This is a genomic window from Bradyrhizobium sp. B117 (assembly GCF_038969555.1).
Taxonomy (GTDB): domain Bacteria; phylum Pseudomonadota; class Alphaproteobacteria; order Rhizobiales; family Xanthobacteraceae; genus Bradyrhizobium.
In genome coordinates, this window is the sequence record NZ_CP152414.1 from 4,575,286 (window position 1) to 4,595,663 (window position 20,378).

Below are 20,378 nucleotides of genomic sequence, written 5' to 3' on the forward strand. Positions count from 1 at the left end.
AGCCAGGCCCCCGAGGTATTGGCATGAGAATGCGCAATCTGATGAGTCTTGCGCTCGCGGCCTGCGCGATCGGTTTGGCTGCCGCGCGCGCGGCGGAAGACAACCAGGCGTTCGAGAAGATCGAGCGCGGCCGGTACCTGGTCGTGCTCGGCGATTGCGTCGGCTGTCACACTGCGCCGGGTGGTAAGCTCTTTGCCGGCGGCGCTGCGCTGGAGACACCGTTCGGAAAGTTGCTCGGTCCAAATATTACGCCCGATGTTGCGACGGGCATCGGTGCCTGGACCGAATCGGATTTGTGGCGGGCGATGCATGAGGGGATTGGCAGGGACGGGGTACGCCTCTATCCGGCAATGCCGTATCCTGCCTACACGAAGGTCACTCGCGAGGACGTCTCGGCCATCTGGGCCTATCTGCGCACATTGGAGCCGGTACACAACGAGGTTCAGCCGAATCAGCTTAGGTTTCCGTTCAATGTCCGCCGACCGGCAACATCCACCTGGGATTTGATCAATTTCAAGCCCGGCGTGTTTCAATCCGATCCGACAAAGTCGGATGTGTGGAACCGTGGGGCCTATCTGGTCGAAGGCCTCGGCCATTGCGGAACCTGTCATACACCGAAGAACATCACGGGCGGCGATCGGGGCGGAGAAGCCCTGCAGGGAGCATTGTTGCAGGATTGGTATGCGCCCGATCTGACCGCGGATCCCCGTACGGGCATCGGTAGTTGGTCTGTGGAAGACATCGTCCGCTATCTAAAGACGGGTGCCAACTCTTTCGATATCGCGTCCGGGCCGATGGCCGAGGCGGTTGAGAACTCCACCTCGCGTATGACGGATACCGATCTTCTCGCGATCGCCACCTATCTGACGGATCGTACTCCTCGAATCGAGGACACGGCCATCGCGCTGGCGCACGATGACACACGCATGGTGGCCGGCAAGGCAATCTATGAGGTCCGTTGTGCGGCATGCCACATTTCTAGCGGCGCTGGGGTTCCAAACCTGTTCCCGCGCCTGGCACTAGCGCCTTTGGTCCAGTCCACTGATCCGACATCCTTGATTCGCGTCGTTCTGATCGGCAGTCGCGCTGCCGCCACTTCAGCTGCCCCGACAGCACCCGCCATGCCGGCGTTCGGCTGGAATCTCAGTGACACAGAAATCGCGGACGTCCTGACCTATGTTCGCAATGCTTGGGGAAATGCCGCGTCAGCAGTCCCGCCTACGGATGTCACTACGCTGCGCGGCCGTGTATCTCGATAAGATCGTCCACGCTGCGTCTCAACTTTGGCCCGGCCTCGCCGTGTCGCATGCGCGCTTCAATGAGGTGGCGATGCCGTGTCAGGGTGGTCCAGTACGCCGATCGTTGCTGCTTACGGCTCTGGCCGCCGGGACATGTCTGGCCGTCAGACCTGCCGCTACGGAGGAGCATCTGCCGCGCTTTCCGTCGAGCGTTGCGACGGAAAAATTCCATTCTGCTAGCCACAACCGGCGGTCGAGGCGGGCCCGGCCTAAGTGCGGTCTACCTCAATAAAACGCGACTATGATCCCCCAATGACGGCGGACTGTTCGTTGTCCTCCTCCGCTGAGTTGACCACTGCACTAACGTATCGCCCTTGAGGCGTCACACCCCCTTAATTTGTCGTATGATCTGCTACCTCGACTGTCCGTACGTTTGCCCGGGTGACAGCGGTCCGTATGCTATTCGTACCCAGCCCAACGTATCGTGAATCCGTTTTGGGCCAGGATGTGGCGATGGAAAAGATGACGCAACATCATCAATTTGCGATTCTCTTTCCGTTGGTGGTTGGCGTAGGCGCAGTGGTATGCACAATCTTCGTCCATGCGCTCGCTATGGTCGCGACGGTAAACCTCTTTCGCTATGAGAGGAAACGAGGGCACGCAGGCGCCCACGCCTTGATCGATCTTGCGATCCTCACGCTGGTGATATCGTTCGCGTTCGTAGCCCACCTGATCGAGATCGCTTTATGGGCAACGTTACTCGTCCTCGGTGGAGAATTTCAAGAGTTCGGGATCGCCTTCTACTGCTCGGCGGTCAACTACACGACACTAGGCTACGGGGATGTTCTTCTGACCCCGACTTGGCGCTTGCTGGGACCGTTGGAGGCGACGAATGGAGCGCTGATGTTCGGTGTTTCGGCCGCGATGGTCTTTGCTGTTATACAACGGTTGGTTCTGGCCAGGTTTGAGGATCTCAGGCAGTAAATGTTCGTCGGAGCGTTCGCCAATTGCGCGCGATACGTCCCCGCGGGTAGCGAGCCCCCCTGGAGGTGCATCCCCTCTAGGGCCTGCAGCCGTAGTTTCGTCTCAAGGGTTTGGCTCCGCACGCTTCCATGTCCAGAAATGAGTTTGTCTCCTCTCTGCCGGATCTTATCGGAGGGGCGCGCACTTATGTCCGGTGGGGTCAATTGCTAACCGAATCCGGCGTTTCTGGGCATGTCGATTTACCCCCGTTCGCGACCGAACTGCGGGCATTCCGGATCGGCGGCTTCGTGACAATAGGCGGCATCGTTCCGTCACCTCGTCGGCACGCGCGGGATCCCGCACGCACACCTTATTCGTGACCGATCCGAGCGCCTTTCTCAGCCACCGAACGTTTCATCAGCAGCACCAGGGGCACCAGCGCCAGCGTCACCACGGCCAACACCATAAAGACATCGAAATAGGCAAGTGACGATGCCTGCTGCTGCCGCAAATTCTCAAGCGTCTGCCAGGCCAGCTGCTGTGCAGCAGACGGGTCGCCCATCTGCTGCAGGAACACCCCGCGCGCCTGATCGAGGAAGGAGGCAACGGTCGCGTTGAAGGAATCGAGGGATTCACCAAGGCGCAGAACGTGAAATTGGTCGCGGCGCTCCTGGATCGTCTGCGCCATCGACGTCCCGACACTGCCTCCCTCGTTGCGCAGCAGACTGAGCAAGCCAACAGCCGCTCCACGTAACAATGGTGGCGTATAAAGATAGGCCGCCACATTCGCTGGCGCAAAGCACATCGAGAGTCCGACGACCAGCATGACACGAGGCCAGACAACCTGGCTGGGACTGATCTCCAGGTTCATCTGCGACATCCAATAATTGCCGATCGCCATGATTAACAGGCCTGCGGCAAGCAACCACCGGGCGTCAGTCCCCCGGCCAAGTGCACGGCCGACAAACGGCATGACCAGGACCGCGAAGAATCCGGCCGGCGACATCACCAATCCGGCGCTGAGCGCATCATAGCCGAACAGGGATTGCAGCAGGGCCGGCAATGATGTGCTGGCGGCATACAGGACGGCGAAAGCGAAGAAGATGATGAGGCAGCACAACGCGAAGTTTCGCTCCCGCAAAGGCCGGAAATTGACCACGGGACTCGGGTGGCGCAACTCCCAGACGATCAGCGCGATCAGGCCCACAACGAAAAGGATCGCCAGCGTCTGCACCCGCCAGAACGGATCGCTCAGCCAGTCCCACTCCTGTCCCTTGCTGAGTATCACCTCCCAGGAGACCATGACGATCACCAGGAGTGACAGGCCGAGCGTGTCAAAACGCAACGGCTGCCGCTTCAACTCCATTCGCTGCCTGGTGAGATAGTCCGGATCCCGGAGCAAGGCATAACAGGTAACAAGCGCCAGGAGACCGACCGGGACGTTGATATAGAACACCCATCGCCACGAATAACTGTCTGTGATCCAACCGCCAAGAGTGGGGCCGACGACCGGCGCTAGGAGAGCGGCCAAGCCAAACAGCGTCATCGCTGTGCCTTGCTTCTCCACCGGGAAGGCATCCAGCAGCACGCCCTGACTGGATGGCTGTAAACCGCCCCCCGCCAAGCCTTGCAGGACGCGGAACACGATCAGCTGACTGAGACTGGTCGCCATTCCACACAGTCCAGAGGCGAGGGTAAAGACAGCTATCGACAGCAGGAAGTAGTTGCGGCGACCGAGGTGCGCCGAAAGCCAGCCGGTGATCGGCAGGATGATGGCGTTGGCGGCGAGATAGCTGGTGATGACCCATTCGCCATCGTCGACCGTGGCCGACAGACCTCCGGCGATGTATCGCAGCGCCACCACCGTGATGGTGGTGTCGAGCACCTCCATGAAGGTCGGCACCACGACGATCGCGGCCACCACCCAGGGATTTACCCCCGTTTGGGATCTGGCGGGTGAAAGGACCGCGTCGATCATTTGCCGGCGCCTTGCGCGCTCGTGGACGAAGCGGTGGCCGACGACGGCTGTAAGTTGCTTTGAAGGAACTTCCCGGCATCGGGTCCAGTGGGCGGCTTGTTGATATAGACGTAGGGAACGACCGACGTGCCGATGAACAGAGGGTTCTTGTCCGGTTCGTATCGTTCAAGCTCGATCCGGACCGGGAGCCGCTGCACGATCTTGACGAAGTTGCCCGTGGCATTCTGTGGCGGCAGCAACGCGAGCGTCGATCCCGTCCCCATGGTGAAGCCCGCGATCCGGCCTTTGAACACGTGTTTGTCGCCGTACATGTCGACATAGAGATCAGCAGTCTGACCGATGCGCAAGTCGCGCAGCTGCGTCTCCTTGAAGTTGGCATCGACCCAGATCTCGCTGAGCGAGCGGAGCGCCATCAAGTTCTGCCCAGCCTGGACATCATTGCCGGGATTGACGTTGCGGCGCGTGACAACGCCGTCGATCTCCGCGGCAACGTCGCAATAGCGAAGGTCGAGTTCAGCCAGAGCGAGGTTGCGTTTGGCAGCAGCGAGCTTGGCCTCGGCCTGCTTGACGGCCGGCGCCTCCGCGGCCAGCCGATCGAACGTGCGGTTGACGTCGCCTTTGGGATCGAGCTTATAGAACTCCTCGAGCATCAGCTTCGGAGTCTGGTTATACGAATGCAGAACGCCGAGCTCAGCCGCAGTCTGAATCAGCTCCGCCTGCGCCTGTAGGACCGAAGAAAACGTCTGATCGAGATCGGGCGGCACCCGGTCGAGATCCGCGCTGTCTTCGGGCAGCGTCTGCAGGCCCAAAGAGACACGGACCTGATTCACATCCGCCAACGCCTGGACGATACCCGCTTGGGCAATCGACAACGACGCCTGACGTTGATCATAGAGCTCGCGGCTCGCCGTCTCAGACACGACCAAGCGCGCTGTACGATCGAACTCCTGCTGCGCCAGTGTAAGTGTCGCCTTCGCCTTCTTCAGCGCGGCGACCCGAGCATGCAGCAGTGCTATTTGGTTTTCAACATTCTCAATGGCTTGTTGCAATTGCCAGCGCCGGCTCATGGCTTGTGCTTCGACGCCCCGTACCGTGGCCCGGGTCGCGTCGAGATCCGCCTGGGCGGTGTCGACGGCCGCTTTCTTTACGGCGACCGCGTTCCGAAATGGCTCCTTGTCGAGTTCAACGAGAAGATCTCCCTTGTGCACACGGTTGTTGTCATCGACCAGAACCCGGGCAACCTGACCGCGGACACGGGGAGCGACGAACGTCACGTGTCCGTTCACGAAGGCGTCGTCGGTCGATACCGTGCTGAGTACGAACCGGATCCAGGGGATGGCATAGACCGCGGCCGCAATGATCATAGCGCCGAGCACACCGATCAGCAACTTTCGCCTCGGTGTGAGCCGTTGATTCGCCGGTGGCAGGGCGTTCGAAGCAGGATCTGTCGACCGCAATTTGCCGTCACGATCAAGCGCAGCATCCGTTTTGGCTGTCGCGGGCGCCTCGACCGAACTTGTCTCGTTGCTGTGCATCTCGGTGGGCATTGGCCGCCCCCTTAAGGATTGTCTCTCGATGCAATCGGGCGGCGCTGACCGACGCCACCGGCTTCTAGCGGTTGTGGTCGAATGGAGTTCTGCCCGGCCTCTGGAAACGCGACGGGACTTGCATGTCACGACATTAGCTCAAATCTAGGGGAACTTCACCTCAACATATCAGGGACACGCGCAGATCAACGCTTCTGATACGGGTGGAAGATGTAGTCCTTCGCCTTTACGGCTGTGTGGCATGCGTGTCCGCAATCTGAGGGGCTGGGATCAGCTGCGAAACTGTCGGATGCAACTTCGTAGTTGAAAAGCGCGTACCCCATCCTCCGCTTTTCGGAAATCTCTTATTGTCCTTTTCGAAGACGAAAGCCTGCGTGAACACGTCTGGCACATCCACGACGAAGGGCGCCTCCGTGCTCTTCTTCGGTTTCCACTGGAGTTTCACAATCTTGGAGCCATCCGGGAAAGGCTGGCCATTGCCCGGAACACCGACCTTGTACGCCTCGATCATGATCGGATTGGCGACTATCACCTTGAGAACTTCGTCTGTCCGCGCGGAAGAGACCACCGACCAGTCCTCGTATCCATTGAAGTCGGAGAACCCAATTCCATCCGGCGACTTCAGCGAGTATTTGTCCTGCGCGCAAACGGCCGTGGCGCCCAGCGCTACCGCGGCTATCACAATCGAAAGCTTGGTTTTGCGCCTCATGGTTGATCCTCTCCTAATGGCTTATTTGCCGCCCGTTCTTGAACGACAAAGGTTGGCGCGGTCCGTCCACGAGCTAAAGGCCCAAGTTCTCCGGTCATGCAGAATGATGGTACCAATGCTGGCGGGGCGGCAGCTCGAGCCCGACAATGGACTTCGCGAGAATATTGGATCAGCTCGCCGGTTTAGCCGTAAGCAACCCCCGGATTGCTTTGCCCGACTTCTATAATATAGCCATCAGGATCGCGAATGTAGCAGCGCGTCTCGCCGTACTTGGGCTTCGGCTCCGTGATGAACTCGGCTCCTCGACTTCGCCAAAGTTCGTAGCACGCCTGAATATCTGCAACGCGGATATTCATAAAGCTGCTGACTAAATCTGGATTGGCGGGGACGCTGAGCGTTACCGATGGTTTGTCGGGTGTCGGACCGCCCCCGGGGTTAACAAGGAGCCACGTGTTCGCGATCTGGATGTACCCCGGCGCGCCGCTGCTGTCGCCTCTGCTCAGAATGCAACCTCCGAAGACCGTTTCGTAAAATCGAAGCGATCGCCCGACGTCGGCGACGGTGAGAAAGTGTGCGACAGTAAATCCATCCTTCGGCGGCATCTGGTAGGTTATCTGGTCGACTTGTACTTGGTTCATACAAGGCTCCTATGCGGCTCGCCCAACGCCATTATAGTCCCGGTTCTCAGGGGCCGGTAAGAGCCGCTTTTAGCAAAATCGGCAAGCTTGTGCTCACGCGACCGTGCTTGTCGCGCGGTTGGCCAATGTCCGATACAGGTCAAAATGCGAAGAACTCAGGTTGAGCAAATCTGGTCGGCTCTCCCGCGATGAGCGGACTTCCGACAGACGCGACGCAACTTCGCAGATGGGCCGCTTCTGTTGAAACGTCGAAAATACTCCCAAGGCAAAATTCTCGTAAAAGCTTGCGCTCTTCTGATCTCTACATTCCTCCTTCGATGAAGAAAGTCGGTGAGAGCTTTTTCGATTAGTGTGATCCACCGTGTCTGACGGCGCAATACGCACGAGCGGCTCTTAAAAAATCGGGCTCGACGGCCGTGAGGGCCTTTTCAACAGAATCGGCCACAAGCTGAATTGCTGTCGAGCTTGGGACCAAGGCTCCATGCAGCCCAAGGAACATGTCCCATATTGCTTTGAGAGATATGAACGAATCTGGGTCGTGAGGTTGAGCCGCATGGCTAACCGTTGACCAAAGGTCACATGCCAACTCAACGCGCTGCGGCAGATCTTACCGGCGATCTAGTCCGAGCACGATCAAGCCTCTTTAGAAACTTTGGATCACAAAGCGATCGGAACCGTTGAGTCGCTACATTAATGCTCGACGAACTGGCGAGTTACTCGTGGCAGATGAGCAGTGATCGCTCGCTGCCCTTCGTCCCCGGAGCACCGTGGATACATTGCCGCAAGCGACGCTCCGCTCAATAACGTTCCGCGCCGGGTCAGTCCCCCACGCTGATTGATCCAACGCTGAACTTCGATTGGGTATAGCGAATACAGACGATCGGTAGCTTCGCGGTTGGTTCGCCTGCGGCCATGCGGGGCCGGGTTATAGGCGGCATGGAACAGAAGTTCGGCGCGAGAAGTAACGCATATCTTGTCAGGAGGAATAATACCGAGAACGATGGTGCAGGCGGATGCGCAATACCCGTCGATCACGATCGCATCGCCTGTGGCCCGCAGACGTTCGTACCGGGCAACGTAGTCCCCGATCCTGCCGCCGGGATCATTCACGATCCGCACCTCGGCATTGCAGCCGTCAGCTTTCATGAGCAGAAAAGCGGCGAGAAGCTGGGCCATGGTGCTTTTTGCGATCATTCGAAGCCAATCACATCGGGCTCTGGATTTGGAGAGGGGCGCCTATGCACGTTTACGAGCTGGGTTGGCTAGAGTCAGTGCGGCGCCGAAGAGCTTCCGCAGATCACGGTCACCGCTTTTTGAGCGATCTCCCTCAAATCCGCGCGTCGAGCTCCGGCTCGCGCCCGGATTGCGATGGTGTGCATTGTGGCTGACGCAAGCAGCGCAAGTGCCTCCGGATCAGCGTCTTGCTTCAACTCGCCTCTCTCACGCGCGGTGTGAAAGCGGGCTTCGAAATCGCTGTCGAGCATGCAGACCCCGGCGGCAACACTCTTCCGGATCTCCGCATCTTCGACCGCCTCAGCCACCGCTGTCCCGATTACAAAGCAGCCGCGCGCGGAGCCTTTGCGCGAAAAATAGAAGGACAGCGCCGCCTCATAGGCAAGCATCAGCGCTTCGGCCAAGGGACGGTCCCCCGCGAGGGCCTCGCGCGTCGCGGCCAGGGTCATCTCCCAATAGCGGGCGAGAGCGTCGAGATAGAGTGCGTGCTTGTTGCCGAATGCCGCATAGAGGCTCGGCGGGCTCATTCCAGTTGCAGCCGCGATCTTGTCCAGCGGAGTGCCGGAATACCCGGTCCTCCAGAAGGTCTCCGTCGCCTGCTTCAGGGCTACCTCCGCGTCGTAGGCGCGCGGCCGCCCACGAGGTGCCGCTGCCGTTTCGCTCTTTCTTCGGGGCATGTTCAAATCTCGATCGTTGGGTGCTGAGGCATATTTATAACGCCCATTATAAAAAGCAACTGGGAGCCCCTTGATTGTCGTGCAGGCGTGAATTAATTGTAACGATCGTTACTAAATAGAATTGACGTGAGGGTTCCCATGCGGTTAGATCCTTCGACAGACGCCGGCTCGAAGAGAGAACGCGAAGAGTTTCGCGAGAGCTCTGCCGAAGCGCGAGTTGATCGAACTGTCGACGACTCGCCGCTTGACCGCGCGGTCGCGCTACCCCGAAGGAGCGTGATGGAGCGGCTGCGCCGACCGCTCATGCTCGCTCTGCCTCTCATGGTGGCGGTACTCGGAGCCGCCGTGTATCTCGTGCAAGAACCTTACGTCTCGACCGACAATGCGTTCGTTCGGGCCGCGAAAATGACCGTCAACGCCCGAGTTTCCGGCCAAGCGATTGAGATCGCCGTGCACGATAACGAGAATGTCCGGCAGGGCCAAGTCCTGTTCCGGATCGATCCGGAGCCCTACCAGATCGCAGTCGATCAGGCGGAGGCGCGGCTCGGTAGCGCGCGCCTCCAGATCGAGGGGCTCAAGGCGACCTATCGCCAACAACAGGCAGAGCTGCAGTCAGCGAGGGATTCAGCTGACTTCGACGCGCGCGAGTACGACCGCAAGAAGATGCTGGTGGCCTCCGATTTTACCCCGCGTGCGATCTTCGAACGAGCCGAGACAAATCTCAAGGTCTCGCGCCAGCGGATTTCGTCGATTGAGCAGCAGATCGCCAGCACAATCGTGGCTCTGGACGGCGATCCGGACATTGACGTCAATCGCCATCCGACGGTTCGTGCGGCCAAGGCCCAGCTCGACCGTGCCCGGCTCGATCTTTCCTATGCGACGGTGACGGCGCCCGACGACGGTGTCGTCACTAGGGTCGAAGATCTACAGATCGGCGGCTTCGTCAATGCCGGAGCGCCGGTGTTTTCGCTGCTGTCGAGCCGTCACGTCTGGATCGAAGCGAATTTTCGCGAGACAGGGCTGACCTATATGCGTCCGGGGCAAGAGGCGACGATCGACGTTGATGCATATCCCGATCGCAAATTCAGGGCCCACATCGTCAGTATGAGCCCCGGGACCGGGTCGGATTTCTCTGTGCTACCACCGGAGAATGCGACCGGAAATTGGGTCAAGGTTGTCCAGCGCCTGCCGGTGCGTCTTGAGCTCGATGAGGTCGATCCGGCAAGACCGTTGTTCTCAGGCATCAGCGTCACTGCGCGTGTCGATACCGGTTACCGTAGCAGCTTGCGACACCTGCTGCAGCCGACCTATGCGGAGGGGGTCAGATGAGCGCCGTCGTCCCGTCGACCGTTGCAGCAGATGGTAATCGCGCCATATCGCTCGCGGCTCTCATGGCCACCTACATGCAGGCCCTCAACATTTCGCTGCCCAATGCGGCGTTGCCGCACATCCAGGGGACCCTCTCGATGGCCAATGACGAGGTCGGGTGGGTGTTTTCCTCATATATCGCGGCAAGCGCCGTAGCCATGTCGGTCACGAGCTGGCTTGCGGGACGCTATGGGCGGAAGTCGCTCTACCAATTCTCGCTGGTTCTCTTCGCGCTTGGCCTTGTGCTGGATACCTTAGCGACGACCTCCGTCCAGTTCGCGTTTGCCCGGATCGTTCAGGGAGCCGCGAGCGGCCCACTTTCGCCGCTTTCGCTGGCGATCCTGCTCGAGGTGCAGCCCCCCGAACGGCATGCCCGCCTCAGCCTGGCTTGGACGGTGTGCTCTCTTCTCGGCATCAGCAGCGGCGCGAGTATCGGCGGCTGGTTCAGTGAATATCTCGGCTGGCGTTCGATCTTCTATGTCAGCCTGCCGATGACGGCATTCATATTTTTCGCGATGGCGTTCTGGCTGCGCGAGAAGAGGGCGGAGCGGAGGCAACCCTTCGACTTTTTTGGTTTGGCGACCTTTTCGCTCGGCATGATCGGCCTGCAAATGCTGCTCGACCGCGGCGAGCGCCTGGAATGGTTCGATTCCATGGAAATCTGGATCGAGGCGGTCGTCTCCATTCTGGGCTTCTATCTGTTCGTCGTGCACGTCATGACGTCGAAGGAGCATTTTGTCCGCACGGCGCTGTTCAGGGATCGCAATCTCGTCCTCTCGACGATGATCTCCTTTGCCGTCGGGCTCGTCCTGCTGCCGACACTGGCGTTGACCTCGCCGATGCTCGAGGAGCTGCTCAACTACCCTGTCGACACCACGGGCTATATGACGATCCCGCGCGGCGTTGCGCTCGTGGGAGGGGTGCTGTTGACCAGCCTAGTCCCGGCGCAAGTTGACTACCGCGCGTTCCTGATCGGCGGAATGGCACTGGTGGTCTACGCAAATTGGCTGATGCTCGGATATTCACCGGCGATGGATTGGCGCGCGGTGGCCGAGGCCGGCTTTCTCCAAGGTGCGGGGCTCGGTATAGTGATTCCGGCGCTCGCCAAAGCCGCCTTCAGTACGCTCGATCCGAAGCTCCGCGCGGAAGGTAGTGCGCTCATCAACCTGTCGCGGCTCTATGGCAGCACGATCGGCATCGCCGTGGTGCAGATCTTCTTCTACGGCAACACCCAGGCTATGCATGTCGCGCTCGCTAAGGACCTCATGCCCTACCGGACCGCCGCGCATGTCGCCGGATCAATGGCCAAACCCGGCCTTGCAGCGCTCAATGGCATGGTCACCCACCAGGCGGCTGTCGTGGCGGTCATCGGTCAATTCAATATTCTGATGTTCGCGATGCTCGTCGTGAGCCCGCTCGTGCTTTTTCTTCGTAAACCGCGCTCGGCAGGTTGAAGACCTTGGAATGGTGAGATGACACCGCATCGAACAGTCTCAGTCTATCGCACTCGACCGACGCCACATCTGCGGCGGCCGAGCCCCAACAAGAAAGCAGGAACATGACAACATCCAATGCGCTCCGCTACACGAGGATTTCCACTCACGAATCCGAGACAATTCCCGCTGTGGGATTTGGCACACTCATTCCGGATCAGGACGCAACGAAACAAGCCACCAGGGCTGCATTGGAAGCGGGATTTCGACATCTGGATTGCGCGGAGCGCTACCGCAATGAGGCAGCGGTAGGTGAAGCTATCCAGGACGCCTTCAAGGCAGGAACGCTTCGGCGCGAGGATCTCTTCGTGACCACGAAGCTCTGGAACACAAATCACCGTCCCGAGCGCGTCAAGCCGGCGTTCGACGCCAGCCGCCGCCGGCTGCAACTCGACACCATCGATTGCTACATCATCCATACTCCTTTTGCATTCCAACCCGGTGACGAGCAGGACCCGAGGGACGACCACGGTCAGGTGATCTATGATCCCGGCGTCACACTAGCTGAAACCTGGCAGGCGCTGGAGCGGCTCGTCGACGATGGTCACTGCAAGTCGATCGGTCTATCTGACATCACGCTGGAGAACCTGCGCGAGATCGTAGCGGTCGCGCGGATCAGGCCCGCGATGGTCCAGGTCGAATCGCATCCATATCTGCCCGAATGGGATTTGCTCGATTTCTGCAAAGAGCACGGAATCGTACTGCAGGCGTTTGCAGCCTTGGGACATGCCATGGAGCCAAGCGTATTGGAAGATCCCGTGATTACTGCGATCGCGCAGCGTGTGCACAAGACGCCGGCTCAGGTGGCCTTGGCCTGGGCTGTGCAGCGCGGCACCGCTTTCCTGACCACCTCGACCAAACCACAACGCATCCAGGAGAGCTTGGACATTTCCGCCCTGCCTGACGACGCCATGCGCGATATCCGGGAACGTATCACCACGACCGTCAGGTTCAACGCCGTGGTCGAGACCGGCATACCGGGATTTATTCCTCGGGCGCAACGAGTTGAATGAACTGCGTCGGCACGATGAGTTTCCGGGCAGAAGGTAGAGAGTTCTCTTGAGGCACACAGGGGTACTCGGCGCCAGACTGGCGGTATAGATTGTGGGCAGCACCTCCGAATGACCCGGTGCTTGCCCGCGCCGCTGTTGCGAGAGAGCGAAATCGCTCGGCTTCCAAAGTCCGGTACTGGAATGGTCTGGCCGTGCTCCTGCCCTGCATGCAGCGGATGCTGGCAGGGGCACCACACGCCATGTCAAGGAAATTCGACAACTCGCCCGCCGACTTCGGCATCGATATCGGCAAGAACTCGTTCCACCTCGCCAGTCATGCGGTGCCATCGTTGCTGCGGCAGAAGTGGTCACGCAGCCGGACGGAAACCCGGCTCAGCACCACCTGCAGCTCGCGCGGCTCGTGAATGACGTCAGTAAGCGAGCACGACATCAACGAGATCGCGCACATGGAGCGCATCCACCTTCGATGACACCCAATTATCGAAAGCGAGAGGATATCGACTCCTCCACACCTGAGATGCAGACTGCTGTAAAGGCATCGTTTCTTGGCGGCTCAAGGAGACATTGCGAAAATAGCTACGGCGAATAGCTACAAGCGTGGGAATTGCGCTATCTCTGTCCTTCATTGATGCATCCTCGCCGCTCATCTGAAGAGCCTGACTTCCAATAACCCCAGTTATTGAAAGTCAGTCCAGCGGAGCCTTTCTGCAGTACCGGTCGTATCACACGGCAGAGGCGCCAACTCACGCTTGGCGGATTATCCGAGCGGTTTGCGCTCGCTGGCGATCAGCGACCAGCCGTTTTGCTCTCAAGCGCCGTGACGCAGTATTGGCCGACAAGCTGCGGATGAGGGCTAGGTTATCGGCGAGCGGACGTGGTGGTGAGCACTGTTTATCCCACCGCTCGACACCGGGGCGAGGCGCGTGGTGGTGCGGCGGTCCGACGTGGTCACCATCGATATGGCGGCGGCAGAACGGCAGTATTGGGACAACGTGCGCGATCGAGCAATGGAGCGGCAGCGGCCGCCAGCTTGATCCCTGTAGCCGACGCGGTCTGGCGGTCGACGCAGGCGGACGCGCTTGTGTTGATCTTGTTCGGGTGGGCTACTACGGCAAAGGCCGCAGCGGCGGACCACTGCGGCCTACCGGGTGAAAATGGATACGTGAAGTATGGCCAGCCCCGGCGAGCTAAATCTATCGCTGTGGCGCGGCATCGCAATGTTGTCGATGTCACACTCGGCAAGAACTTTTACGTCAGTCAGGCTGACACTGAGGGAGGGCTCGCCGGGGCTGGCTCTAGCGAGCCCTCAAACCTCAAGCACGAGACACGGCGGCGGCCTCGTACAAGAACTTTAAGTTGAAAGTCGATTGCGACAGATTCAAGTCACGCCACTATCGAAATCTGGCAGGGTCGCCGACAGGAGAAAGCATTCGGCAAGGAGCAAAATGGTCAAGCGATCTCGTGGTGCAACTTGGCGCGCTAAGCTGGACAATTCCAGAGCGACGCGAATCAGGATGGCGATATCACGGAGAGCGCTGTCAGCAAGATTGAGCAGTCGTTCGCTTATTTGAATGACATGAGCGGCTTCGCCTCTCTAGGCGGCCTGAGGAGCGAGCCGAGAGCTTCCTTCGTTACGAGAGGCAGGCGACGATGGCGAGAGCTACGTCGTACCCGAAATCACCCGACCACGCCCAAAAGAGGATCCCAGCACCAACGGCGAGCATCAGGGCTTTGATTGCAATCATCTGCGGTCGCTCCCTCTTTTCGATGCGGGGAAGTTGAGCGCTGATTGTTTCCGGGTTGTTTCAAGGGATCAGCAATTGGCTTCGTTCACCGAGCCGTTATCCGTCGGCCCCCCATTCTCGGGTGTGCGATCCCGTTTCCATTGGGCTATTGGGCGGGGGGCATTTCACAGCCAGCGTAGCTTGCCACGCACGCTCTCCGAGGTCGCGACGCGTCGCGCGGTTATGCATCACACCAAACAATAGCGTTTAAGCGGCTCGACACGGCCGCGAGCCACACCCCGTCGTGTGTGTCGAAAAGCAAGGCGTCGATCAACTCAGAGAGCGACATCAAGGGAACCGCTTATATCCAAAGGGATACAGACTCCATTGCCGAATCTTCCTACCCCTTAGCAAGCCTCGGCAGCTTCCCCATTGCTGTCGAGGCGCGGCTTCGGCGGGTTGTGCTGGAGCCGTTTTTTTGAGACCTGCAACAATGAACGCTAAAGCTGATGAGCAGTCCCCTTGTCTGGCGGCCCGGCGGGGGGGCCTTCCGCTTTCCTATTAGTCGCCAGTGGGAACCACTTTCCAAATCCTGGGTTGAGCGTTTGCTTCTGGCCCCCGTATCCCAACCCCGTGGCCAGAAGATTGGAAATAGCGGCTCCGGTTTGCCCAAGCTGGAGCCGTTTTTATGCCCTGTTGGCCGCTCATTCACCTTGGCAGGATCTCCCCGAGGGCACACATCCCAGATAGAAAGGAACGGTCCACTTTGATACTTAGGAACCTCGTCCCATGCGGAGGTGATTCAAAGCTGGAAATGCTTTTCATCATGACCGGTTTCGGGACAGCACTAGTTGGCAGCGTCATCCTTGTATTCGAGTGGCGCGCGCTCGTCGGCTACTGGCGCGGATCACGGCGCGAACACTCTTAATAGCGCCGCCTTAAAGACTGCACTTTGCAGTCACCGCTCCTCCAAACCGACTTCGCTAATGGCTTGAGCTTCCAGCGCCTATTCTGATGGCTGCAGTCAGCTTCGTACCTCCGATCGGAGGCGCGCTTTGGGTTTTGGTACGGTCCCTAATCGGCGGGTCTTCTCGTACTCTTCGTAGAGGGGGATCCGGCATTCCGCTTCCTCACGGTGGAGGAAGCAACGGCCAACGACAGCTTGTCTGTCAAATTGTGGGAGTTGCGGGTTTTGAGAGCATACTACGAACCAGAGACGAGCACTTACATCAAGGGCTTGGTACTTCGCCGTCTGCTTTGTTGGATTCGGCATGAGTCGCGGCAGTCGCGCGCGAATTGATTCGCCGTGATTGTTGAGCCCGGGAGTCTGCTCCGGCACAGCCAATCGCGGACTCAACCGGGCTTGAGCGCCATCACGGCCGCGAGAGCGTTCAAGAATTTGTTGGCGATCCGATCGCCTTTGTGAACCTTCTCACATTGAGACCCAATCGGGCGGGCCATCATGCAGCAACTCAAAGCAGCATAGGTCTGTCTGAGTCCCAAAGCGCAACCGACAGCATCGAAGTCAACTGGAAGGACTAAAACGATGTATCGGAGATCAGTGATCGCCCTCGCGGCTCTGTTGGCCACGGCCTCGCCACTTTGTGCCCAGACGCGAGTGTTCGATTTGACCACAGTCAGCCAAGTCGCCGAAGTGCCGTTGATGCTCAAGGAACGTGCCGACGGTCACATCATAGAGCTCCGAAATGTTGATCCACAGAATGCCGCAGCCCTCGACATTGTCGGTGCATCGGGCGAAGCCTTTCAAAGTCTTCAGACGCAAGCCCGCCCGAATGGGATTGTCCTACCTCCTACCGCTGCGGGTAGCTTTACGCTGATCGTGCGCGCACAAGCGTCAGACACCCCCTACGTCGCAGACGTGTGGTTAGACGGCGCACTGCTCAAATCAAAAATTCGGTTCTCTGGCGGCACCGCTTTGACGATACCTCGGCTAGGCGTGGGGGAAGAGATCGTGGGGGTTGCCAGGCCAAACGGACCCACCGAGCACGTCGCCTACCTTATGAGCGCCGACGGCGCCAATGTCCTAGCGCGGGATAAGGGCCCCGTCACACATTTGCGCCGGCGAGAGGCTGGGGACACCGTGGTTATGTTCGGTGCCCTTTCGGAGAAAGCCGGAGCGATACGCGTCTATCGCAACGACTTTGCGAACGACACTGATGGCGACGGACTGGGGGACGCCCTGGAAAACGTACTTGGGATCTGCGCAAGCCGGCGGGCCTCGGCCCCTGGAATCAACTGTGCCTCACTCGCAGACACGCGGGACACTGATGGCGACGGACTTTGGGACTCGTGGGAGGTCATGGGCGTGAACGGTCAGGCTCTACCAGCCTGGGGCGCCGATCCGCGCCACAAGGATATCTTCGTCGAGGTGGATTTCAGACGTCTCACGCTCGCCGACAACCAGAGCAGTTTGGCCTTGCGCATGACTCCGGCGGTGGCGCGTCAGATGGCCGGCATCTACGCAGACTCCGCTACGACGAACCCGGCGACACGGGCCATGCACGCGCAAGATATTGGAAATCCCGATGGTCAACCCGGAGTGAGCTTGCACCTCGACATCGGCGTGCCGCCCGAGACACCGGCCGATGCAACGACCTACGGAGATTGGGGTGGCTATACAGCTGTCGATGCCGTTCCCGACGGAATGGGCGGATACATGCCCGAAAGCCCTGCAAGCGCGATGACGAACAATATGGATCCAGCGCGGCGTGGCCTCTTTCATTACGTGCTCGGCTACACGACAGGCGGAGGCTCTTGCGGCCCGGGCATCGCCTGCGGATTCAATATGAACAGCGCCGGAAACTCGGCACACGAATTCGGTCATACGCTTTTTCTGGATCACAATGGCCCGTCGGGAACACATGAGCCGAATTGCAAACCCAACTACCCAAGCTTAATGAACTACGCCTTTCTTGACGCCGGAGCCCTGATGTTTTCCGACGGTCAAACATTACCGACGTTGAACAATCATTCGCTCGTCGAAACCGGTATCATGAGTCCGGGCAACACTCCGTTTCTCAATACGCTCAAGTCGAAGTTCGGTTATAAGGTCGATGCCGCGACGGGCAGCGTGGATTGGAATCGCGACGGGACATTCGCGGCTGCCGACGCGCCGGTGCGGGCGTACGCGAACCTCCTGCCGGTGTGAAACCGGCGAGCGCCACCGAGATTTGGAAGCGGTTCTCGTCGAGCCGCTCGATGTTATAGGGGGGATAGGTCTCTTCGGCGGTCCGCTGGACTTCGTCGAGAACATCAAACAGGCGGTCGAAACCAATGGTTGACCTCCACAGGGGAGTCCAATCATACCTCATAGCCAAATCCTCCAAAGAGCAAGTTGGGTACGAGCTGGCACCGGACACCTTCCGGCGCCCGCCTTGATTTCGGAGCCCCGAAGGCGCCCCGGCCGCCATGTCTGCGGCGACCAAAAAAATCTGCCACGGGCAAAAAAGTTTCAAGAGGGTGATGAAAAATTTTAGCGCCTTAACGGGTGGCCTGGTTTAAGCGTTGTTGTCGTGCAAGGTCACATCCGCTTGGGCTGCGCTCTATGGCTGCACGGGGGCGCAAGCGGCGGTCAGGGTTGCCGGCCCCGCGTCCGCTCTCCGTCCAAATAGCCGACATGGTAATTGGCTCAGCTCGGGTCGGCCACGGGCCACAAGGCGACATATGAAAGAGGCCGCCAACTGAGGCGGCCCTACTCTTGCGTGCTTTCTTGGTCTGGATTGATACCAAGGATCTTGAACGACTGCCCCAATACCTCTCGGGAACGTCGAAGAACTTCACTGGTGTGCACTAGCGCTTGCTGCGCTCGTTCATAGGCCTGCTTCGCAGCCTCGATCTCTTCCCGGGTCACAGTGCCGCAGTAAGGCATAGCATTTTCCTGGAATGCGCCTGCAGATCCTTTCATGGCGATTTCATTCTGGGCGACGACGCCCCGCGGATGTAAGCCACTCGCTCATATGAGAGGCTGTTTCGGCCTGCCGGGCTTTGCGGATCATTTGGTCCCGCGCTGCGCCTAGTGGAAGCAATTTGGCTTCGGCCCTTAGGCGTTTTGCTTGTTCGGAAAGTCGTTCTTCAAGGGATTGTATCTGCTTGAAACGACGACGGTGCTGCATGACACAACCTCGTGCTTACGGGTCCTAATCCGTAGGGTTTAGCAATCCGAATATGCAGTCGGCCGGGATTCAGTTCCCCGCGCGGACGAAATTTTTACGCCACGACGTTCGTAGTCCGTTCCGGGTCAAAACCGGCAATGCTCTGATTGAGCAGAAAAGTTCTGCTTGGACACCAAAAGCCGACGTCTGCGTCTTTATGGGTACACTCTAGCCAGGACCGTCGGTCGCGCGTAGCCGCGCAGCCAGCTCCGCGCATTGCTGTCTTATGTCGGGAACGGCAATGATCTCCCAGAATGCCGCGCGCGTCAGCGGGCCGACGGCGTAGAGTCGGCGCGAGGGAGATCCGTCGCGATTGACGATCGCGCAGTCCGGCGTGACGTCGATGCCGATGCGTAGTGGATCGATCCGGGCGAGACCCTGGTCGAGCAGGCTGCGAACAGCAGGGTTTGTGCTGGCGCCGGGATCCCTAACGATACCGGTGCAGTCGATGATGGCTCCGACCTGCAGCTCGGATGTCTCGCTCTGGCCGCGTCTGCGGTAGCGAACCAATGCACCGTCGGGATTGGGTGTGATGGCGGCGAGCTTGCCGGCGATGACCGTCAGCCGCTTTGTCGCGAGGGCCTCCGCAATGCGCGCCTCGACCTCCGGCGCGGTGCGGTGGCGGTGGACATCCCACCAGGCACGGGAGTGTTCCAGGAAGCGGCGCCGGGAGCTCAACGGCAACTCCTGCCAGAGCTGTTGGGTGAACGGCCTGATGGCATCGATGGCACCACGCCAGTCGCCGCCCTCAGCGACGTGCAGCTCGATGCGGCGCCGAAACCAGCGCAGCAGCGGCCCAATCTCGGCGCCGAACGGTATCTCGTGCTCGGCAAAGCGCATCGGATCGACGCGTCGGTGCGCCCTCGGCAGGAGACCGCGCCGCGACATTGCGACGATCCGTCCCTGGTGTCCGTAGCGAAGCAACGACAGGACATAGTCGACCATCGAGAGACCCGTGCCGAGGATGAGCACAGTGGCGTCCATGTCGATGCCGGCGTCTTTGGGCGCAGCCCACGGTTCAGCATGGCCAGCGAGCAGCGGCGCCGCGGCGTCGTGGCCGGTCGCGAGAATCGCCGTGCTCCCTGTGATGCATGTTCCGTCTGCAAGTGTGACTGCGACATCGGACGGAGTTTCCCGGATGGCCGCGCATTCGCCGCGCACGATGGTCAGGCCCTGAGATCCGTCGCGCGTTTTCAGCGGGGCGATCAGATCGGCGAGATAGTCCCCGTAGGTCTGCCGCGGAACGAAGCAGTAGGGATCGGGACACAACGGCCCCGCGGGTTGCGCGCACAGCCAGTTCCAAAAGTGTTCGGGCTCGTCGGGCAGTGCGCTCATATTGGTCACGCGCACGTTGAGGAGATGTTCGGGATTGCCCGCGTGGTAAGCGAGGCCGCGTCCAATCTCGGGCCGCTTCTCTATCAAAGTTACGCGGAGATCAGATGGATTGGACTTCAGCAGTTGAAAGGCGAGAAGAACGCCGCTGGCGCCCCCGCCGATGATGATCGCATGCCGTCCCTCCGGACCCATCGTGCCGCCCCATGTCTGGTCATCAGGTCAACGTCGCAGGACTGCGTTTGGTTCTACGGCTGAAATGCGTTGATTGTCAGACAAGTGCGATATTCTCT

Annotated in this window: 16 protein-coding genes and 2 pseudogenes; 7 read left to right on the forward strand and 11 right to left on the reverse strand. The window is 59.6% G+C overall.

From position 1 onward, the window contains the following. Positions 1-23 precede the first annotated feature (23 nt). Both AAFG16_RS22450 and AAFG16_RS22455 read left to right on the forward strand, forming a co-directional pair. On the forward strand, positions 24-1,259 hold the full coding sequence (locus AAFG16_RS22450) for a cytochrome c (protein ID WP_342740580.1): 1,236 nt from the start codon (positions 24-26) through the stop codon (positions 1,257-1,259). A gap of 492 nt (positions 1,260-1,751) precedes the next feature. Further along, positions 1,752-2,222 (forward strand): ion channel, encoded by a 471-nt coding sequence (locus AAFG16_RS22455; RefSeq protein ID WP_342740581.1) that lies wholly within the window; start codon positions 1,752-1,754, stop codon positions 2,220-2,222. A 349-nt stretch (positions 2,223-2,571) separates the two neighbouring features. On the opposite strand, the gene AAFG16_RS22460 is transcribed toward AAFG16_RS22455, so the two are convergent. The 7 genes and pseudogenes from AAFG16_RS22460 to AAFG16_RS22490 form a co-directional block, all read right to left on the reverse strand. Beyond that, positions 2,572-4,179 carry a DHA2 family efflux MFS transporter permease subunit gene (locus tag AAFG16_RS22460; RefSeq protein WP_342740582.1) on the reverse strand — a complete coding sequence of 536 codons (1,608 nt, stop codon included), beginning with the start codon at positions 4,177-4,179 and terminating at the stop codon, positions 2,572-2,574. Then, entirely contained in the window at positions 4,176-5,726 is a 1,551-nt protein-coding gene (locus tag AAFG16_RS22465) for an HlyD family secretion protein (RefSeq protein WP_342740583.1), read from the reverse strand. Before AAFG16_RS22465 ends, AAFG16_RS22460 begins: the two co-directional genes overlap by 4 nt. A 226-nt stretch (positions 5,727-5,952) precedes the next feature. After that, the gene (locus tag AAFG16_RS22470; protein WP_342740584.1) at positions 5,953-6,435 is read right to left on the reverse strand and encodes a cytochrome P460 family protein; all 483 of its coding nucleotides are present in this window, start codon (positions 6,433-6,435) and stop codon (positions 5,953-5,955) included. 182 nt (positions 6,436-6,617) lie between these two features. Then, positions 6,618-7,073 carry a VOC family protein gene (locus AAFG16_RS22475; protein WP_342740585.1) on the reverse strand — a complete coding sequence of 152 codons (456 nt, stop codon included), beginning with the start codon at positions 7,071-7,073 and terminating at the stop codon, positions 6,618-6,620. A gap of 690 nt (positions 7,074-7,763) precedes the next feature. After that, on the reverse strand, positions 7,764-8,267 hold the full coding sequence (locus AAFG16_RS22480) for a hypothetical protein (RefSeq protein WP_342740586.1): 504 nt from the start codon (positions 8,265-8,267) through the stop codon (positions 7,764-7,766). Between the two features lie 74 nt (positions 8,268-8,341). Beyond that, positions 8,342-8,710, reverse strand: a complete 369-nt coding sequence (locus AAFG16_RS22485; RefSeq protein WP_342741128.1) for a hypothetical protein — start codon at positions 8,708-8,710, stop codon at positions 8,342-8,344. 129 nt (positions 8,711-8,839) lie between these two features. Further along, positions 8,840-8,983 (reverse strand): annotated as a pseudogene (locus tag AAFG16_RS22490) (TetR/AcrR family transcriptional regulator); the annotation flags it as partial. Between the two features lie 279 nt (positions 8,984-9,262). On the opposite strand from AAFG16_RS22490, the gene AAFG16_RS22495 reads away from it, so the two are divergent. From AAFG16_RS22495 to AAFG16_RS22510, 4 genes are all read left to right on the forward strand, one after another. Further along, positions 9,263-10,312, forward strand: coding sequence for an HlyD family secretion protein (locus AAFG16_RS22495; RefSeq protein WP_342740587.1), 1,050 nt, complete (start codon positions 9,263-9,265; stop codon positions 10,310-10,312). Continuing rightward, positions 10,309-11,805: a DHA2 family efflux MFS transporter permease subunit gene (locus AAFG16_RS22500; RefSeq protein ID WP_342740588.1), complete on the forward strand. Its 1,497-nt coding sequence runs from the start codon at positions 10,309-10,311 to the stop codon at positions 11,803-11,805. The genes AAFG16_RS22495 and AAFG16_RS22500 overlap by 4 nt, the downstream gene beginning before the upstream one ends. A 104-nt stretch (positions 11,806-11,909) precedes the next feature. Further along, the gene (locus AAFG16_RS22505) at positions 11,910-12,857 is read left to right on the forward strand and encodes an aldo/keto reductase (RefSeq protein WP_342740590.1); all 948 of its coding nucleotides are present in this window, start codon (positions 11,910-11,912) and stop codon (positions 12,855-12,857) included. 239 nt (positions 12,858-13,096) lie between these two features. Further along, the gene (locus AAFG16_RS22510) at positions 13,097-13,261 is read left to right on the forward strand and encodes a hypothetical protein (protein WP_342740591.1); all 165 of its coding nucleotides are present in this window, start codon (positions 13,097-13,099) and stop codon (positions 13,259-13,261) included. Between the two features lie 6 nt (positions 13,262-13,267). Here the strand turns inward: AAFG16_RS22510 and AAFG16_RS22515 are convergent, their stop codons facing one another. Further along, positions 13,268-13,483, reverse strand: a complete 216-nt coding sequence (locus AAFG16_RS22515; protein ID WP_342740592.1) for a hypothetical protein — start codon at positions 13,481-13,483, stop codon at positions 13,268-13,270. Positions 13,484-16,208: 2,725 nt separating this feature from the next. Between AAFG16_RS22515 and AAFG16_RS22520 the strand changes: the two genes are divergently transcribed. Further along, a complete protein-coding gene (locus tag AAFG16_RS22520) occupies positions 16,209-17,750 on the forward strand; it encodes a hypothetical protein (protein WP_342740593.1) in 1,542 nt (513 codons plus the stop codon). Here AAFG16_RS22520 and AAFG16_RS22525 read toward each other — a convergent pair. The 3 genes and pseudogenes from AAFG16_RS22525 to AAFG16_RS22535 form a co-directional block, all read right to left on the reverse strand. Next, positions 17,743-17,913 (reverse strand): annotated as a pseudogene (locus tag AAFG16_RS22525) (heat-shock protein); the annotation flags it as partial. The gene AAFG16_RS22520 and the pseudogene AAFG16_RS22525 sit on opposite strands and share 8 nt — an antisense overlap. A gap of 380 nt (positions 17,914-18,293) precedes the next feature. After that, complete coding sequence (locus AAFG16_RS22530) at positions 18,294-18,506, reverse strand: hypothetical protein (RefSeq protein WP_342740594.1); 213 nt, start codon at positions 18,504-18,506, stop codon at positions 18,294-18,296. A gap of 415 nt (positions 18,507-18,921) precedes the next feature. Next, positions 18,922-20,280: an FAD/NAD(P)-binding protein gene (locus AAFG16_RS22535; protein ID WP_342740595.1), complete on the reverse strand. Its 1,359-nt coding sequence runs from the start codon at positions 20,278-20,280 to the stop codon at positions 18,922-18,924. Positions 20,281-20,378 lie beyond the last annotated feature (98 nt).